The 16,707-nt window shown below is 44.2% G+C and carries 17 protein-coding genes and 1 riboswitch; of the genes, 10 read left to right on the plus strand and 7 right to left on the minus strand.

The window, feature by feature from the left end:
* Positions 1-447: 447 nt before the first annotated feature.
* The 4 genes from ACWJAO_RS04150 (at position 448) to ACWJAO_RS04165 (ending at position 3,078) form a co-directional block, all read left to right on the plus strand.
* Complete coding sequence (locus tag ACWJAO_RS04150; protein ID WP_449139353.1) at positions 448-1,047, plus strand: hypothetical protein; 600 nt, start codon at positions 448-450, stop codon at positions 1,045-1,047.
* Positions 1,034-1,813, plus strand: a complete 780-nt coding sequence (locus ACWJAO_RS04155) for a hypothetical protein (protein WP_449139354.1) — start codon at positions 1,034-1,036, stop codon at positions 1,811-1,813. The genes ACWJAO_RS04150 and ACWJAO_RS04155 overlap by 14 nt, the downstream gene beginning before the upstream one ends.
* Entirely contained in the window at positions 1,810-2,349 is a 540-nt protein-coding gene (locus ACWJAO_RS04160) for a hypothetical protein (RefSeq protein ID WP_449139355.1), read from the plus strand. Before ACWJAO_RS04155 ends, ACWJAO_RS04160 begins: the two co-directional genes overlap by 4 nt.
* Before the next feature lie 531 nt (positions 2,350-2,880).
* Positions 2,881-3,078 carry a hypothetical protein gene (locus ACWJAO_RS04165; RefSeq protein WP_006847054.1) on the plus strand — a complete coding sequence of 66 codons (198 nt, stop codon included), beginning with the start codon at positions 2,881-2,883 and terminating at the stop codon, positions 3,076-3,078.
* A 169-nt stretch (positions 3,079-3,247) separates the two neighbouring features.
* On the opposite strand, the gene ACWJAO_RS04170 is transcribed toward ACWJAO_RS04165, so the two are convergent.
* Together ACWJAO_RS04170 and ACWJAO_RS04175 are read right to left on the minus strand one after the other, a co-directional pair.
* Positions 3,248-3,457: a hypothetical protein gene (locus tag ACWJAO_RS04170; RefSeq protein WP_449139356.1), complete on the minus strand. Its 210-nt coding sequence runs from the start codon at positions 3,455-3,457 to the stop codon at positions 3,248-3,250.
* 485 nt (positions 3,458-3,942) lie between these two features.
* Positions 3,943-4,110 carry a hypothetical protein gene (locus ACWJAO_RS04175; protein ID WP_449139357.1) on the minus strand — a complete coding sequence of 56 codons (168 nt, stop codon included), beginning with the start codon at positions 4,108-4,110 and terminating at the stop codon, positions 3,943-3,945.
* 36 nt (positions 4,111-4,146) lie between these two features.
* Here ACWJAO_RS04175 and ACWJAO_RS04180 point away from each other — a divergent pair, with 36 nt between their 5' ends.
* Positions 4,147-4,839, plus strand: a complete 693-nt coding sequence (locus ACWJAO_RS04180) for a DUF4476 domain-containing protein (protein WP_449139358.1) — start codon at positions 4,147-4,149, stop codon at positions 4,837-4,839.
* A gap of 37 nt (positions 4,840-4,876) precedes the next feature.
* Positions 4,877-5,602 carry a class I SAM-dependent methyltransferase gene (locus tag ACWJAO_RS04185; protein WP_449139359.1) on the plus strand — a complete coding sequence of 242 codons (726 nt, stop codon included), beginning with the start codon at positions 4,877-4,879 and terminating at the stop codon, positions 5,600-5,602.
* 56 nt (positions 5,603-5,658) lie between these two features.
* Here the strand turns inward: ACWJAO_RS04185 and ACWJAO_RS04190 are convergent, their stop codons facing one another.
* Positions 5,659-6,312 carry an MgtC/SapB family protein gene (locus ACWJAO_RS04190; RefSeq protein WP_449139360.1) on the minus strand — a complete coding sequence of 218 codons (654 nt, stop codon included), beginning with the start codon at positions 6,310-6,312 and terminating at the stop codon, positions 5,659-5,661.
* Between the two features lie 205 nt (positions 6,313-6,517).
* On the opposite strand from ACWJAO_RS04190, the gene ACWJAO_RS04195 reads away from it, so the two are divergent.
* Together ACWJAO_RS04195 and ettA are read left to right on the plus strand one after the other, a co-directional pair.
* The gene (locus tag ACWJAO_RS04195) at positions 6,518-7,444 is read left to right on the plus strand and encodes a thioredoxin-like domain-containing protein (RefSeq protein ID WP_449139361.1); all 927 of its coding nucleotides are present in this window, start codon (positions 6,518-6,520) and stop codon (positions 7,442-7,444) included.
* A 144-nt stretch (positions 7,445-7,588) separates the two neighbouring features.
* The gene (gene ettA, locus ACWJAO_RS04200) at positions 7,589-9,286 is read left to right on the plus strand and encodes an energy-dependent translational throttle protein EttA (protein WP_233400943.1); all 1,698 of its coding nucleotides are present in this window, start codon (positions 7,589-7,591) and stop codon (positions 9,284-9,286) included.
* Positions 9,287-9,883: 597 nt separating this feature from the next.
* Here the strand turns inward: ettA and ACWJAO_RS04205 are convergent.
* The 4 genes from ACWJAO_RS04205 to ACWJAO_RS04220 form a co-directional block, all read right to left on the minus strand.
* Positions 9,884-11,041 carry a YncE family protein gene (locus ACWJAO_RS04205; RefSeq protein ID WP_449139362.1) on the minus strand — a complete coding sequence of 386 codons (1,158 nt, stop codon included), beginning with the start codon at positions 11,039-11,041 and terminating at the stop codon, positions 9,884-9,886.
* A gap of 41 nt (positions 11,042-11,082) precedes the next feature.
* Positions 11,083-13,188: a TonB-dependent receptor plug domain-containing protein gene (locus tag ACWJAO_RS04210; protein WP_449139363.1), complete on the minus strand. Its 2,106-nt coding sequence runs from the start codon at positions 13,186-13,188 to the stop codon at positions 11,083-11,085.
* A 104-nt stretch (positions 13,189-13,292) separates the two neighbouring features.
* A riboswitch (cobalamin riboswitch) is annotated at positions 13,293-13,519 on the minus strand.
* A 181-nt stretch (positions 13,520-13,700) separates the two neighbouring features.
* Positions 13,701-14,339 carry an HAD family hydrolase gene (locus tag ACWJAO_RS04215; protein ID WP_449139364.1) on the minus strand — a complete coding sequence of 213 codons (639 nt, stop codon included), beginning with the start codon at positions 14,337-14,339 and terminating at the stop codon, positions 13,701-13,703.
* A gap of 42 nt (positions 14,340-14,381) precedes the next feature.
* Positions 14,382-15,551 (minus strand): glycerate kinase family protein, encoded by a 1,170-nt coding sequence (locus ACWJAO_RS04220; RefSeq protein ID WP_449139365.1) that lies wholly within the window; start codon positions 15,549-15,551, stop codon positions 14,382-14,384.
* Positions 15,552-15,784: 233 nt separating this feature from the next.
* On the opposite strand from ACWJAO_RS04220, the gene ACWJAO_RS04225 reads away from it, so the two are divergent.
* A complete protein-coding gene (locus tag ACWJAO_RS04225) occupies positions 15,785-16,063 on the plus strand; it encodes a xenobiotic reductase B (protein ID WP_449139366.1) in 279 nt (92 codons plus the stop codon).
* 18 nt (positions 16,064-16,081) lie between these two features.
* Positions 16,082-16,693 carry a hypothetical protein gene (locus tag ACWJAO_RS04230; protein ID WP_449139367.1) on the plus strand — a complete coding sequence of 204 codons (612 nt, stop codon included), beginning with the start codon at positions 16,082-16,084 and terminating at the stop codon, positions 16,691-16,693.
* Positions 16,694-16,707: the final 14 nt, after the last annotated feature.

The following is a 16,707-nucleotide window of genomic DNA, read 5'->3' on the forward strand; positions in this document are numbered from 1 at the left end:
TTCTTTGCAAAAATGATGCTATTAGCAAAGAAATGACTATATTTGCAATGTCTTGCTCGGCTGAAAGCCCTTGATGGGCAAAGGTTGGGCAGACATACATATCGATAAAAGGCGTTTTTGTACGCTTTGGTTTTGATGGTGTGAGAATCTCGCAAGTTCATCGACAAGTCAAGAACAAAGCAACGGGAACGCCCCAAGGGATGTATTATATACAGCCCTCATTGTCTTCGGGTGCTAAAAGTATTCGTTGGTAGGGAGGGTATATTATATACTTACATCGGCGTAGGGGCTTTCAGCGTTGTTCGTTTCAGACTTGTCGGGCAATGCGAGAGCCTTCACATCATGATGCGAGCAACAGAATGGCTCTACGCTTTTTTCGTATGTATCAACCTAAGATAGCAACTACTAAATGACGCAACGGAGCCATTGTCGTCTACGTTACAGATTATGGATCAAAATGTCACCTTCACTCCTGTGCATACAGCTACTTTTCCATGTGAAGAGCAAGTTTTGTTTACATTGCGTCCCTCCGTTTTAGGCTATTGGCCTCTTGTGCTAGCAATTCCAGCAACTGGATTCTTTTCTCTTTGTGCACTAGGACTGGTTGGTGCTATGTATAATGAATGGTATTCTAAGCCTCAATGGGCTAGGGATATTGCATGGCAATTTGCATCGGAAGCTAAGAGGTCAGAGATGAGGCAAGAAATGTTCTTAGGCGTATTTTTGTTATTGTTCTTTTTAGTTCTTGCTTATTTCCCAATTAAATATATCGTTAAGTCTGTCAGACAATTAACAGGAAAGAGAATCATAATAACAAACTCTCAAATATACTATATTAATAAAGGTAAGACCAAGGCATATTCTATAGAGCAAGTTGTTTCCTATGCTGGAGATAAAAGTGGTTATTTCAAGGAGATTAACTATGCTCTAAATACCAATGAAATAATTTCTGTAGATAATGTCAAGTCATCAGACATTGTAGCTGCAAATAATTATATAAGTAATTTTTTTAATAACATAAAACAAGAACAAAATGACAAAAAATAGTTATTCTTGGAACAAATTAAATGAAGCTCTATCTATAGCAACGAGTCAAGCTAATAGTGATGCACATTTTATAACATCTTCGTCATGGCAAAGTATCTATCCAAAGACAAAGGAGCAGTGTAGTAAGATGCAGAGTCTGCTAGAAGACAGTAAAGGTCATATAGAAGATATGAGCGACACCGCTCTACTTCAATGTATTTCTAAGTTGGAAAGTAATTTGAAATATGCAGGTACTAGACACCGTACATGGGAATGGCTAATGGTCGGTGGAGTGATTCTTGCTATTTGTATTTGTTTGTTATGTAACTATACGAACTTGCACCAACAGCATGTAAGTATGCAAGATATTGAAAAAGCAAAGATTTTTAAGATTGTTGCTTGTGCTCTTGTTGGACTCCTTGTTCTTTATATAGTAACTGGTTATCCTATGGGATATACAATCAAAAGGTTTGAAGGCATGAAGGGAGTTTTAAATACCCTAAAATATTGGGGTATAAGAATTGCTGCTGCCACTTTTGGAACAGGTGTTGTTTTTTCAGTAGTTAGCAGAGAATACTATAAATGGGAAAAGGACGTAAATGGTGATTGGGTTAATCGGAAAAATCAAGATACAAGTTTTGTTCGCTTCTTCATAAAAATAGGCCTTATTGTTATCGGTATTATCCTATTTGCTATGATTTCCGTATTAATTACTCTCGTAGAGACAGTGCAAGGTCTAATCTTCAATTTTGACTGGAAACAAAAGAAAAACAAGACATTGAAATGAAATATATTATATTAATGATGATTTATATGTTGTCTTACGGCTATTCTCTTGCTCAATCTAAAGTCTACGGTGATTTTGATGGTGATGGCAAGAAGGAGTATGCTTATTTGGTTTATCCTAAGACTTACATTAATAAGGATGGAGACTTTGTTTATAAAGGAATGCCAAAGCCTGCATATACTTATATCAAGTTTTCCAAAAAGTCAATACCTCTCATTAAGATAAAAGATTGTTTGGGTGGAAAACTCCAAAACTTGGGTGACTTGAATGGTGACAAGCGGGATGACATAGGGCTATGGTACGACTGGCTTTCTTCAGATTGGCATCCTTATGGTGCTTGGATGCTAAGAGGAAATACTTGGCGCATGGTAGCCAAACCGTTAGAAATTCATGGTATGATGTGGGATAAGAAAGGGAACAATTTCAAGCCTATACAAAAGGCTGGATTGGGCAAGATTAAGATATACTATAATAGTTGGAGTAAAGATTACGAGCAAATTCTCATCAAACTAAAGGTTGTTAGTATCTACCCTTAACATGATTTTCTGCTATTACTTCTCGCCATCGAAGGGGCAGCAACATACTTTTGAAGAGGATGATTTGTCATCTTCGGTATCCAATAGAAGAGCTTGTTTACTAATCTCAATGGTGAGCTCATAAACCAACCAAACGCCTCAACAACGTCATTTCAAAATTCCCCTTGGATTGCCTTTGGCAGCCCAAGGGGGATTGATATTATTTTTTCTTGCTATTACTTCTCGCCATAGAAGAATTTGCCACATATTTTTGCAGTGGATGTTTATCATCTCCGGAATCCAATAGAAAAGCTTATATAAATACAAGTATTAGCTTCTGCACTTTTTACTTACCATTTTTTGGGGTATATTTAGCTTCTATTTTTTACTACTTCCATCTTTTTATGCAAAAAATGCCATTTTGTTTTGTCGATTTAACAAAATAATCGTATTTTTGCAAAACAAATTAAACAATATCGGAAATATGATACAAAAAGAAGTTATCAGAGAAATACTAATATAGAAGTAGATTTTTATATACCAGATGCAGCAATGGCTATACAAGTAAGCTACAATCCCAAAAAATCTACAGAAACTTGGGAAAGAGAATCTACAGCCCTTATCAAACTTTCCAAGGTATTGGATTGCAAGCGTCTCATAATCCTAACTTACGAGTTGGAAGAAGAAATTGTTGTAAAAGACAAGAAAATAGAAGTGATACCTGTATGGAAATGGTTACTTGATTTATAGCTATCATCCAGAACATCAAGGCATAAAGATTACCGGTAAAAGCGTTCATGCTGAGGTGGTATCTTTTCGCCTAATATACCATGCTGAGGTGGTATCCTTTTGCTCTGAGGTGGTATCTTTTCGTCCTGAGGTCGTAACCTTTCTCCTAAGGATACCACCTTGGAGGTTCTTATATAATATACGCCCCCTTCCCTTTCTTCTCTAGGAATCCTATATCCCAGAGTTTATGAATCTCCAAGCGTGCACGAGCATGAGTTATCGAAGAATCCAGCTGGCGATAAGTAGCATTATCTATCGCCCCCACTTCTCTCACGAAGACTAGAGCCAGCTTCTGTTCATTCACCAAGCCAAACTCAGCATATTGAGCCAACCACTCCATATTCTCCTTGCTGAAGAAATGATGGAGCAGAAGTCTTGCCGTAAACTTATTCGCTTCATGGTTCGATTTAAAAGTTGGTGTGTAGTCATACGACCAAAAGATGTATAGTTGTACAACTAAAAGGGGTATAGTCGTACAACCAAAAGATGTATAGTCGTACAACCAAAAGATGTATAGTCGTACAACCAAAAGGTATATAGTCGTACAACTAAAGGGTATATAGTCGTACAACTAAAGGGTATATAGTCGTACAACTAAAGGGTGTATAGTCGTACAACTAAAGAGTGTATTGTCGTACAACTAAAGGGTATTGCCACTAGGCTCGGCAGACCTTCCGACTGCAGTCAGCAGACCTGCTGACTAGGCTCAGCAGAGCTGCTGACTGCAGTCGGAATCTTCTAGGAACAGGCTTCTTATACTTAATATATCAGTTCTTTGAACCTGATTAAACGCCTTTTATTACTTACCCATTCGGCTCGGTGCGTTTATTCAGCCATATTAGGCTTTAGCTGTAAATAACAATCTCTTTTTATAAATACAGCCATTCCCGAAAAGCGAAACAAATGACAAAAATCAGGAATAGGGATTTTCCCTTCTACTTTAGGGAATCCTCCTCTTTTTATTTCAAAAGAAAGCTGTACTTTTGCAACCATAAAACAATATAATAACTTATAAAAACAGTATCGCTTATGAAAAGAAATGATTGGATGGCACTCATCGCCACAACCATATTGATGTTTGCCGTATGCCTCTCGGTTTCGGCTAAAGGAAAAAGAAACGTGGAGCGGGGAATGACCAAGCAGGAAGTAATAGCCATTCTTGGAGAACCTAAGCTCACCAGTTTCGACATGTATGGGGACAAATGGGAATATGACAAATCTAATTATCTGTTTGGAGATTCCAAGTACATCACGGTCTTCTTCGACAGAAACGGAAAGGTTGTGCAGTACAATACAAGAATCATAGAACCCAACAGCCAGACGTCGAATGTACAGCAGCCACAACACCCTATTCCACCCATCTACGATGGAAGATGTTATCCAGATGGCAGAATGGATTACGGCTATTGTCTCGATGATGCTTCCTTCTCCAAACTATATAATAAGGTGAAGAAGGCAAGCTTTGATGACAACAAGTTCGATCTGATAGAAGTGGCTAGCCTCGGCTGTTACTATTCTTGTGCCCAAGCCGTCAGCATGATGAATATATTCACTTTTGGTGACAGCAAGATGAAAGCCCTCAGACTGATGGCTCCTCATATCATAGATTTGCAGAATGCCAGTATCATCTATCAGCAATTCAGTTTTGAAAGCGAAAAGCAAAAGGTAGGAGAAATATTAAGAAGCAGCAGAATATCTCCTCAAAACTTGCATATTCAATGAAAAAGCATTAATTTTGCATTCAAAAATTGCAAAATAAATGAATACAAAGATATTATCAAAAGACAAAGACCCGATGGGTGCCGCTATCCTTGATTATCAGAAATCGGGAAGAGCAGAAAGATTACGTGTGCTATCTTCTATGTTCGAAGAGGACGAAATGCCGGTGAAACATCTCTTCAGAAAAGTTGAGGAAATGCCGATGTTAGAACAGAAGGCACTAAAGCTTGCCAAAGGAAAGGTGCTGGATATCGGAGCCGGAAGCGGCTGCCATACGCTCGCCTTGCAGGAGAAGGGCTTGGAGGTGAAAGCTATAGATATTTCTCCTCTGAGCTGCGAGGCAATGAAACTGAGAGGAGTAAAGGATGCGGAATGCATCAATCTTTTCGATGAACATCTGGAAACAGGGTTTGATACCATCCTCCTCTTGATGAACGGCACGGGTATCGCAGGGAAAATAGAAAACCTCCCTACTCTCTTCAACCGCCTTAAGGCTTTGCTCAACAAGGACGGACAGATTCTCATCGACTCCTCCGACCTCAAGTATATTTATGAGAATGAAGACGGAAGTTTCGACATCAATCTGAATGGTGCCTACTATGGAGAAGTGGATTATCAGATGATTTACAAGGATGTAAAGGGTGACTGTTTCGACTGGCTCTACGTAGATTTCCCATTACTGAAATCCATCGCCGAAAGCTGCGGCTTTCACGGTGAACTGGTGGCAGAAGGCGAACACTACGACTATCTGGCGAGGATTTTCTAAGCATATAAAGATAAAAAGGAGTTAAGATGATGGTCTTAACTCCTTTTTATTTTTTTCTATTTAATCGTCGAAATCGTGACGTCCGAGAAATCATTCATATAATCCAGAATCTCCAGCGTATGGAAACCCCGTTTGGCTTTTATTTCGATGCTTGCTTCCACAAATTCTTCCTTAGAAAATCTTCGCTCTTTCAGTTCGTAAGAATGAACTTCCATGCCTTTCTGCTTGATTTTACTGATGAATTCCTTCACGCTGTCCCTTGACGGGGCAGAGAAATTCAGTTCGATGGTAGTGGTTCCCAACTGCGGTATCAGATAATTCAACACCTCCAGTCCCAGCAACACCATTACCGTAGTAATAGCTGCAGCCACATACATGCCCGTTCCGCAAGCCAATCCGATAGCTGCCGTCACCCACAAGCCAGCAGCCGTAGTCAAGCCTCGGACCACATTCTTCTGGAAGATGATGGTACCGGCACCCAGGAATCCGATGCCCGAAACCACCTGAGCGGCCACACGCGAGGAATCCTTCAGATCAAAGCCGAATCCATACTGGGAAACTACACAGAAAAGGGCACTACCCAATGCTACCAGGAAGTGAGTGCGGAAACCCGCTTCCTTGGCACGGTATTCTCTTTCGATACCTATCGCTCCTCCCAAAATGAGAGCCAGAGATAGGCGAACAGTCAGGTCTATATAGGTTGCATCCATATTATTCCTTTCTTTTAAAGTTTGCTTGCAAAGATAATATAATTCGAAGACAATACAAAATAAATCTCTTGATTTTATTACGAAAACATCTTTTTTCTTTGGTAATTCAAGAAAAAAGCGTATCTTTGCACCAATGATATTCGTATCATTTATACATGATTCACCTTTTTAAAATGTAATAATTACTAAACATTTTTAGACTTTTATGAAAAAGAAGATAACATTATTTTTGCTCTTGGCAACAGCTGTTGTCGGCAGAGCACAAACAACCACAGAGTTGCTACCAGTTGGCACTGAGGCACCTGACTTCCAAATCACCAATGACAAGACAGGCGAGAAAATATTCCGTCTGTCCGATTGGAAGACCAAGACCGATGCAGACGGCAAGGTGGTACCAGGCGTATGGACTGTACTCGACTTCTGGGCTTCATGGTGTCCAGACTGTCGCAAGGACATGCCAAAGGTAAAAGAAATATCAAAAAAATATCTCACGAAGATACAGCTCGTCGGGGTTTCATTCGATACCGACAAGGAAAAGATGAACAAATATCTCAGCAGCAACCACTACGACCAGTGGATGCAATACTGCGAGGGAAAGAAATGGAAGGAAACTCAGATTTCCAAGGATTACCACATCTCATGGATTCCAACCTCCTACCTCATCGACCCTGAGGGAAAAGTATACTTCTCTACCGTCAATGCCGATGAAATGATGCAGAAACTGGACTCGCTCGACAATTTAGGTAAGCTAACAGCCTTTATAGAGATGCCCCACTACCCTGGTGGAAAGGCGCTCTTGATGAAGCAGCTATCCGTCAATACCAAGTTTCCAAAGTTGTGCCAAAAGTATAAAGCTGCAGCCAAAGTAAAAGTGAAATTTATTGTCGAGAAAGATGGCAACGTCTCTGATGTCGGAATACAAAATTACCAGGTGTTAGACAACCCTAACGGCAAAGATTTCAACAAGCTGTCTGGAGCTGAGCAAACCCAAGTCCGCTCAGAAATTCGCACTCTCTTCGAACAGGAAGGCATCCGTGTTGTGAGCACATTGGGAAAATGGGCACCCGGCAAAATAAGGGGCGAGGCTACACGCGTACGCTATACCGTTCCCATTGTATTCAGACTATATTAGAATGGGCTGACAAGTTTCAAGACACGTGGTATGACCAAACAGGAAGTCATCGACATTCTTGGCGATTCCAAGACCAAAAGTTTCGATGAATATGGAGACAAATAGAAATTCTATAAATTCACAAATACACATTAATTTATATATATGGCAACAGTTGACGACAAGAAGATCATCTTCTCAATGGTGGGCGTATCTAAGATTATCCCACAAAACCAGAAACAGATTCTGAAGAACATCTACCTATCGTTCTTCTACGGAGCAAAAATCGGTATCATCGGTTTGAACGGTGCCGGTAAATCTACGTTGATGAAAATCATCGCAGGACTTGAGCAACCTACCCAGGGTGAGGTGGTTTGGAGCCCAGGATACTCTGTGGGCTACTTGCCTCAGGATCCTCCGCTCGACGAGAACAAGACCGTGAAGGAAAACGTGATGGAGGGTGTGCAGAAAATCTATGATGCACTCGCTGAATACGAGGACATCAACAATAAGTTCGGTCTCGAAGAATACTACGGAGACCCTGATAAGATGGACAAGCTGATGCAGCGTCAGGCTGAGGTGCAGGATATCATTGATGCTACCGATGCCTGGAACATCGACTCCAAGCTGGAGCGTGCGATGGCTGCCCTTCACTGTCCTCCTGGCGATTGGTCAGTTACCAATCTTTCGGGTGGTGAGCGCCGCCGTGTAGCTCTCTGCCGCCTGCTCTTGCAGAAGCCGGATGTACTCCTGCTCGATGAGCCTACCAACCACCTGGATGCTGAGAGCATCGACTGGCTGGAGCAGCACCTGCAGCAGTATGAGGGAACGGTCATCGCCGTAACTCACGACCGCTACTTCCTCGACGACGTGAGCGAGTGGATTCTCGAACTGGACCGTGGCGAGGGTATTCCATGGAAGGGCAACTATTCTTCTTGGCTCGACCAGAAGACCAAGCGAATGATTCAGGAGGAGAAGACTGCCTCTAAGCGTCGCAAGACATTGGAGCGTGAGTTGGAATGGGTTCGCATGGCACCTAAGGCACGTCAGGCTAAGGGTAAGGCTCGTCTGAACTCTTACGAGCAGATGCTCAACCAGGAGCAGAAGGAGCGCGAGGAGAAGTTGGAAATCTTCATCCCTAACGGTCCTCGTCTGGGCAACAAGGTTATCGAGGCTCAGCATGTAAAGAAGGCGTTTGGCGAGAAAGTGCTCTTCAACGACCTCAACTTCATGCTTCCTCCTAACGGCATCGTGGGTGTGATCGGTCCTAACGGAGCCGGCAAGACTACCCTCTTCCGCCTCATCATGGGATTGGAGCAGGCTGACGGCGGTACATTCGAAGTGGGTGAGACCGTGAAGTTGGCTTATGTTGACCAGCAGCATAAGGATATCGACCCACAGAAGACCGTTTACGAGGTGATTTCCCAGGGCAACGAGACCTTGCGTCTGGGTGGCAGAGATGTGAACGCACGTGCTTATATCAGCCGTTTCAACTTCTCGGGCACCGACCAGAGCAAGCTCTGCAGTGTTCTCTCGGGTGGTGAACGCAACCGCCTGCAGTTGGCATTGGCATTGAAGCAGGAGGGCAACGTATTGCTCCTCGATGAGCCAACTAACGATATCGACGTGAATACCCTCCGTGCATTGGAGGAAGGTTTGGAGGCATTTGCCGGTTGTGCTGTGGTTATCAGCCACGACCGCTGGTTCCTCGACCGAATCTGTACACACATCCTTGCCTTCGAGGGCAATGGTGAGGTCTTCTTCTTCGAAGGAAGTTATTCTGAGTATGAAATCAACAAGGCGCGCCGTCTGGGCGATACAGAAATCAAGAAGGGTCGCTACCGCAAGTTGATGGAAGAATAAAGATTTGGGAACGAAAAGAAGAACTCGGTTCTGAAACAATAAAAAACAAAAGAAAAGGTGTGTCTTTGCCCTAAGACACACCTTTTTTTGTTTCTATGCAGCCGTTTTCAAAAGCTTTACCAGATGCAACCAGGACATTCCGGAAACTGCGTCCCGACGTATCTGGCTGTACGTCGCGACATAATGATTATTACGTCGGGACGTATCAGATGCTACGTCGGGACGTAATTTCTTCTATGTCGTCAGTTAAATTGCAAGAAAACAAATGAAAAAAGCCTAGCATTGAACCGAAAAAAAGGATTTTTGCTCAATGCTCTCTTAGTTTTCACCCCAAAATTCCTCTAAAATACCTATATTCGCTGATTTTATGGCAATATATGGCAGATAAAACCGAAGAGCAAAGAATTGCCATACCCATAACACATTCGTTATCAAAGAGATAACCCATCTGTATGGCAATATGGCAATTCTTTGACGCAAAAGAAATAAAAAATATATATAATACAGCATGCCCGACACACATAAAAAAGGGAAGCGCCGAAACGACACTTCCCCCATGGATTGGATGAATTATATAATCATCTGTCTCGCGACATTTTATTCTGTGTATGCAGTCTTGTAGGCTGAGTCGAAGAACATCGCACAAGAACCTACGCCTGTCTCATATTCATGCAGCTTCTTGCCAGTGCTGTCATACTCCACTACATAGCCATTACCATTATAGTCGGCATAGCCATTATCGCCCATTTTATAAGAGAGCACGAAGATATGACCATTCAATGGGTCGGCGAAGATGCCGCATGGGCTCACAGGCATCTCTGAGAGAGTCACCGTCTGTACATCCGTTGATCCTGGCACAACAACGCTTACGCTAGGAGTGCCGCCATAAGGAACATTGAGCACATAGAAGAAAGGACTTACTACATCCATACGTGTTGTAGCACCAGGGGTTACGCATACAGCATAGTTACCATCTGCCACCTTCTGTGACTTGCCCTTGTCGAAGAGTACCACACGGAGGGCATTCTCGCCAGTGGTTGCATAGTCTGGAGCAGGTCCATACACAGGGTTGTCGATGACATACACACGCCCTGAAGCATAATAGATGCTGGTAGGATTGTTCACACCCTCGATATTCTTTGTCTCTACATTGTCGTTGGAAAGATTGATGCAAGAGATGTTGCCACCACCAGCACCATAGTTGCTATTAGCTACATAGAGAGTGCCATTACCGAAGACCAAGCCCTCAGGATAGTTACCCACCTGCCACTTCTTCTGAAGAGCAAAACTTGTGGTGTCCACAGCAGCTACATAGCCACCGTATGTGGTGAAAAATACATAGCCACCACCAGCGATAACATGGCGAGGCTCAGCGCCCTCGGCATTGCCCAGCAACTCTGTGGTCTTGATTTGCTTGATGCTCTTCTTGGTAGTCTTGTCGATTACCTCAATGGTGTTGCTCTGATCTACGGCAAGATAAATCTTGTTGCCATATACAATGCCGTCGTTGGCAGTATTACCGAGCGAGCGACCGTTAGCAGCCTTGAAAACGCCCTGTTTAGCTGTGCTTGAAGCATAGTCGATAGCTGTGAGAGAGCTCTCGATTTTGTTACGCATGTTACCTGAATTCACGACATAAGCGCCCGTACTATACACCTGGAGATAAGTCTCAGGATAGTCTTCGGAAGGATCGCATGATGTCATCACTGCAGTACCCATCAAGAGCACCGCCAAACCTAATAAATACTTTTTCATTTTCTTTTTTCTGTTTATATTTGAATCTAATTTGTTACTATCTAGAAATTATATCCGATGCTAAACATCCAGCTGCGGCGAGGCATCGGATAATGCCCCACGAGTTCATACTGCCTTGCCAGCAGGTTCTTCACATCCATCCTGACCTTCACGCCTCTCAGGGATTTTCCCCAAAGACTCAGTCCGTCCAACTGGCGATAGAGCGTCAGACCCATGTCCCAGTAACCATCCACTTCGGTGCCGTCATAGTGCTCGTTGTTGGCCCATCGCTTGCTCATTCCCTGTCCATGGAGCGAGACATTCACCCAGGGATTCTCCCACCCCAAGGCAATACTGCCTGAGTGTAGAGGGATATAGGCTACCTGATTGCCATAATATTTGGACGAGCGGTCGGTATGATTCACCACGTGCTGGTAGCTATACGATCCCTGTAGCGAGAGCTGCTGCCCCGGAGCTATCTGCCAGGTGCCACGCAAAGATGCATCCACGCCAACGACATCGACCCGAGCCAAGTTCACAGTACGCCAGACGAACATATTGTAAGGAACGCCCACAATCTTGTCGGTCACCCGATTGCAATAGCCGTCCAGCGTAGCTTGAACATCCCATCCCTTGTAACGCATGGATTCGCCGTTTCCCCCATCTCCCGAGGACGTTTTTTTCCATGTAAGCCCGATATTCAACTGTCGGGTTTTCTCAGGCTTCAAATCAGAACTTCCATAATGGAAGAAATAGTTCTCGTTGAAAGTAGGAACCCGGAAGATATCCTTGTACGAAGCCCTGAGATAAAGCTCATCGCTGGCTGTTCCATTCCCCAGGAGCCGATAAGAAAGCGAAAGCGATGGCGAAAGCCGGCGTGCATCCTTGGCAGCCTGTCCTGCTTTGGTAGGATTGGCGCTGCCTTGCTGAGTCTCTATCTTGCGCCCCACGCTGTTGAGGTAAACCGAAGCCAGCATTCTGGCAAGAGCCACCCATCTTCCCTTCGCATATCGGGCGGAGAGCGACTGCAGGATACCATGTCGATGAGGACGCAGGTCGGTGGCAAGGGTGCTGTTGAGCGAATTCATCATCCAGTCGGCAGAGTAATCTACCGCCCAGCCATCCCCCGAAATCCACATCAGGGCTGCCGAAGTATAATATTCCCTTTGCCAGTAGGTAGCATCATTGCGTCGATTTGCCACGAGCGTGTCCTGATAGGCAGAACTCGCCCAGTTCATCTTGGCTTGCACCTTCAGCATCCAACGGTCATCGATACTTCTGGCTTGCCATCTTGCTTGGGCAAAGGCGTTGCGGTCGTGCAACTGCTCGGCAGTTACATTGGTGTAATATCTCACGATGCCTGGCAACTGCCGGTCGTTGTCATAATAATAGAGCTTTGCCCACAATTGACTCCGGCTCATACCATCGGCTCGCCTGCCCATCATCCAGTGCATATTCAGTTCGCCATGCCCCGAGTTCATCCTACTGTTGGTTCGTCGCTCATGGGTGGTGTACTTACCGTTGCGCAGGAGGAAGGGATAGTCGTTTTCGGCATAGGTGTACTCACCCATTGCCTGAAGGGTGAACCTATCAGACAATCTCTGCACATAGCGCAGATAAGGCGAGACATATCCGAAGGAGCCCACCTGCAACTGAGTAGAGAGGTGAGGCTGCCTGTCGATGGGAATCTCGCTCATGGTCTCGATGGCGAGCAAAGCTGCCACCGAGGCTTGCCGTGCCGAAATGAAGATGTCATCGTTGTCGCCAATGGTGAGTCGCAATGTCTGCACCTGGTCGAGCGAATAACGGGACACATCAATTTCGCCGCCCTGACATTCGTTGAGCAGCACACCATCGTAACTCACTCCCGTATGTCCCGCTCCGAATCCACGCACAGCTACCGTCTTCATTCCTCCAGCCCCACCATAGTCGCGCAGATTGATTCCTGGCATGCGGTGCAAGGCGTCGGCCATATCCGTAACGCCGAGCCTTAACATATCCCCTTTGTCCAAAAGTTGGAGAGGCGATGTGCTCGTAAGTATCCGGTGCTGCCGGGCATTCACTTTTACTTCCTGCAAGTGCTCGGTACGAATGGTATCTTGCCCCATACCCACTTGTGCATACAACAGTAGCAAGCCACCGAGACAAAATATCCTCAATGCCTTCATTCATTCTATCTTTATATGTTTATTTATGTCTCCATCACGAACTCATCCCACGGGGTTGGATAGAATCATCGGAATCTCTTATCCTAAAGACACTCTTTCATCATATTGTTTCCGATGGCAACGGCAGGTCTTCTGACTTGCGTCCTCCCAGCATCTCACTCTATGTTATCCATAAAAAAGATGCAAAACTCATGGCAAGCGGTCTTCCCGAAAAAATGTCAGTGACCATGGTGCTTGCCGCAATAAGACGCTTACAGCAGCGGGACTGTCCGGGCTTCTCACCCGATTCCCTTTTAATCACTACGCACAAACCATGCCTGCAGCGGCAGGAAGTGGCAGCGAACCAATTGCGGGTGCAAAGGTACTATAAAAAAATGAATAAAAAGATAACTTTATCTTCTTTTTTATTCCTGCAGAGATAAAATTATCTTTTTATTCATTATCTTTTTTATTCTTTTAGTTCTTGATTTTATCTTTTTACTCCTTGAGCATTTTATGTTTTTCAGAACAATTTATTCTTTTACGATTTCCAGGAGTTCTGCGAAATCATCAATAATCCATTCGGCAGAAGCGAGCTGTTGGCGGGTTCCGTTGCCATAAGTTACGGCACAAGCCTTGCAGTCGGCATGATGCGCCATATCCACATCGAAGGTCATATCGCCCACTACGAGGGTTTCATCTGCAGTTCCCTTCATCTCCTTCAATGCCTTGAATACCATATCGGGTGCCGGTTTAGCATGCTCCACATCATCGCCAGCCACGATAGAAGAGAAAATATCCTCCAACTGCATCTGATGCACGTATCCGTCGAGCGAACAATGGTTTCGGCTGCTTGCCATGCTCAATACAAAACCACGGCGATGCAACTCCCGCAGGGTATCTATTACATGAGGAAAAGGCTGCACAATCATCGTCTTCTTGTTATCCAGGAAGATTTCGCGATAGGTTGCCGCACATTCCATTCCCTCCTCATCACTCATTCCGAAGAGCGACACGAAAGCTTCATCCAATCTTAAGCCGATGGTCTTGGCACAAGCCTCATCCGATTTCACTTCCAGTTTTCTTGCACGCATCGTATCCTGCAGGGTCTTCACAATGAGACTCTGCGAATCGCCGATGGTTCCATCAAAATCAAAAATTATATACTTCATTATTCTTATCTTATTTGAAAACGAGCACAAAGGTACGGATAATTACTGAAACGACAAAGCAAATTGCTCACGAATCGCCTTTATGATATGATGACGAGCCACTTCCGGCTTCATCGCCTCATCCAGCGGCTTTCCTTCCGGAGTAACCTGAATAATCCTATTAAATCCTGCATCCAACATCGCCTGCCTGTCGCTTACGCCCCCCGACACGAGCCATATTTCCTGATTGATAACATGCTCCAATATGCGCTGCGGCAGTTTCCCCATCAAAGTCTGACGGTCACTATGTCCCTCGCCCGTAATCACGAGATCAGCATTCTGAATGAGCGTATCAAAACCTATCTCATCCAAGAGAAGTTCAGCCCCAGGACGAGCCTCAGCATTGAAATATTGCAGGAAAGCATAGCCCAGTCCTCCGGCAGCACCTGCCCCAGAAACCTCACTCCTATCATATCCGAAATGCTTGGCACTTACCTCGGCAAACTTCCTTGCTCTATCATCCAGCATCTGCACCATCTTAGCATCAGCTCCTTTCTGAGGAGCAAAAACATGAGCCGCCCCGTTTTCGCCGCAAAGCGGATTGGTAACATCCGAAGCCAACACAAAACAGCATTCCTGTCGGATTTTCTTCCAATCATCGCCCATCGCCTTGAGCATTCCGATGCCGCAATCAGATGTGGCGCTGCCGCCCAAGCCCACGATGAAATGACGCACGCCCCGGCGATAAGCATTCATTATCATCTCGCCCACGCCCCAGGAAGTAGCCTTCATCGGGTTACGCTGTTCTGGCTCAATCAGAGCCAGTCCGGCAGTCTGCGCAATCTCGATAATCGCCGTATCATCCACAATTCCGTATTCCGCCTCAATCCATCGCATCAGCGCATCATGGGCATGAATCCTCACTCGCTCTCCCTTCATCGCCGAAAGAAAAGCATCGAGCATTCCCTCTCCCCCATCACTCATTTCCAGGGTAATGATTTCAGGAGAAGGCTCATCAGAAATCAAATTCTTTATTTCGGAAGAAGCATCATCAGAATCCAAATTTTTCATTTCGGGAGAAGCATCAGCCGCATTCCATTCCCTTACTCCCGAAGCAATCGCCTCATTCACCTCTCTGCTCGAAAGGCAGCCCTTATAAGAGTCGCAAGCTATTATTATCTTTTTATATCCAGCCCCTTCCATCTGTCTGAGACCATCCATTTTCCTATCCATATCCTATTTATATTATATTATTCCAAGAAGCATCGCCTATCAAGCAAGCCCCTTCCAGCCCGCAAAATTAGCCATTATTCCTGAAACCACAAACCTTTTTGGAAAAAACTTTCAAAAACAGATGCTTCAGATAAGAGCTGATAGAAAAAAGAGGTTAAAACATTTGGTTATTAAAAAGATTCCTCGTATTTTTGCAGTAGATTTTTCAAAGGTTTTCAAAAGGTTAAAGGCTTATGTGCAAATATGAAGAAATAGAAGGTTGGCGACTCTCGAATGGCAAGACGATTCGGGAAATCAACAATGCCGTACACGATGAGGTGGAACGAATCTACCTGGAAGCGTGGGCGAAGGGCATTTCTGTGCCGTATTTTGAGGGGAAAAAAGTTTTTCTAGCTAATCCAGATGGAAGCGATGATGAAGTGACATTTGACATGAATACTAGAAAATATACAGTTATCCAACAAGTAGCAGCTCCGGGAAAAGGTAAAATGGGCTACTTGCTTCAAGCATAATTCTCAAAAATTGCAACTATGACACGACGACTAGAATTCACCATTATAGCAGGGCCAAACGGAGCAGGAAAAAGCAAACTTGGCCCATTCTATTCAAGTGTAAAAGCATTTGATGGAGATCAACTTGCCATGAAACTTCGTAAGGAACATCCAGACTGGAAAGATTCGTGGGTAGAAGGAACCGTTATCTCCACACTAATGAAAGAGAAAGACGAAGCTATTCTATTAAAGAAAAATTACGCCTTTGAAACTAATTTCTCTTCAGATTTGCCAATCAATCTTATCAAAGATTTCAAAAATGCCAACTATAAGATTTGTTTGATATATTTTGGTCTGTCTCATATTATCGACTCCTCCACTCGTGTTGACCAACGCCATATATTGGGCGGTCATAATGTAAACCAAGACGTTATAGAATATAACTTCACGGAAGGCATTAAACGAGTTAGAGCCTCTCTACCACTTTTCGAAAACATTCTTTTCATTGATGGCACTTCCGATTTTGGCGACATTGTAGCCATTCACATAGAGAAATCAGGCAAACACCAGATTACAGACCACCCAGCCGAATGGTTCGACAAATACTTCAAAGAAGCATTCGATGCGCTTGTTGATGGCGAGGAAAAATAGTACTTTTACAATAT

It is taken from the genome of Segatella sp., from assembly GCF_977051555.1.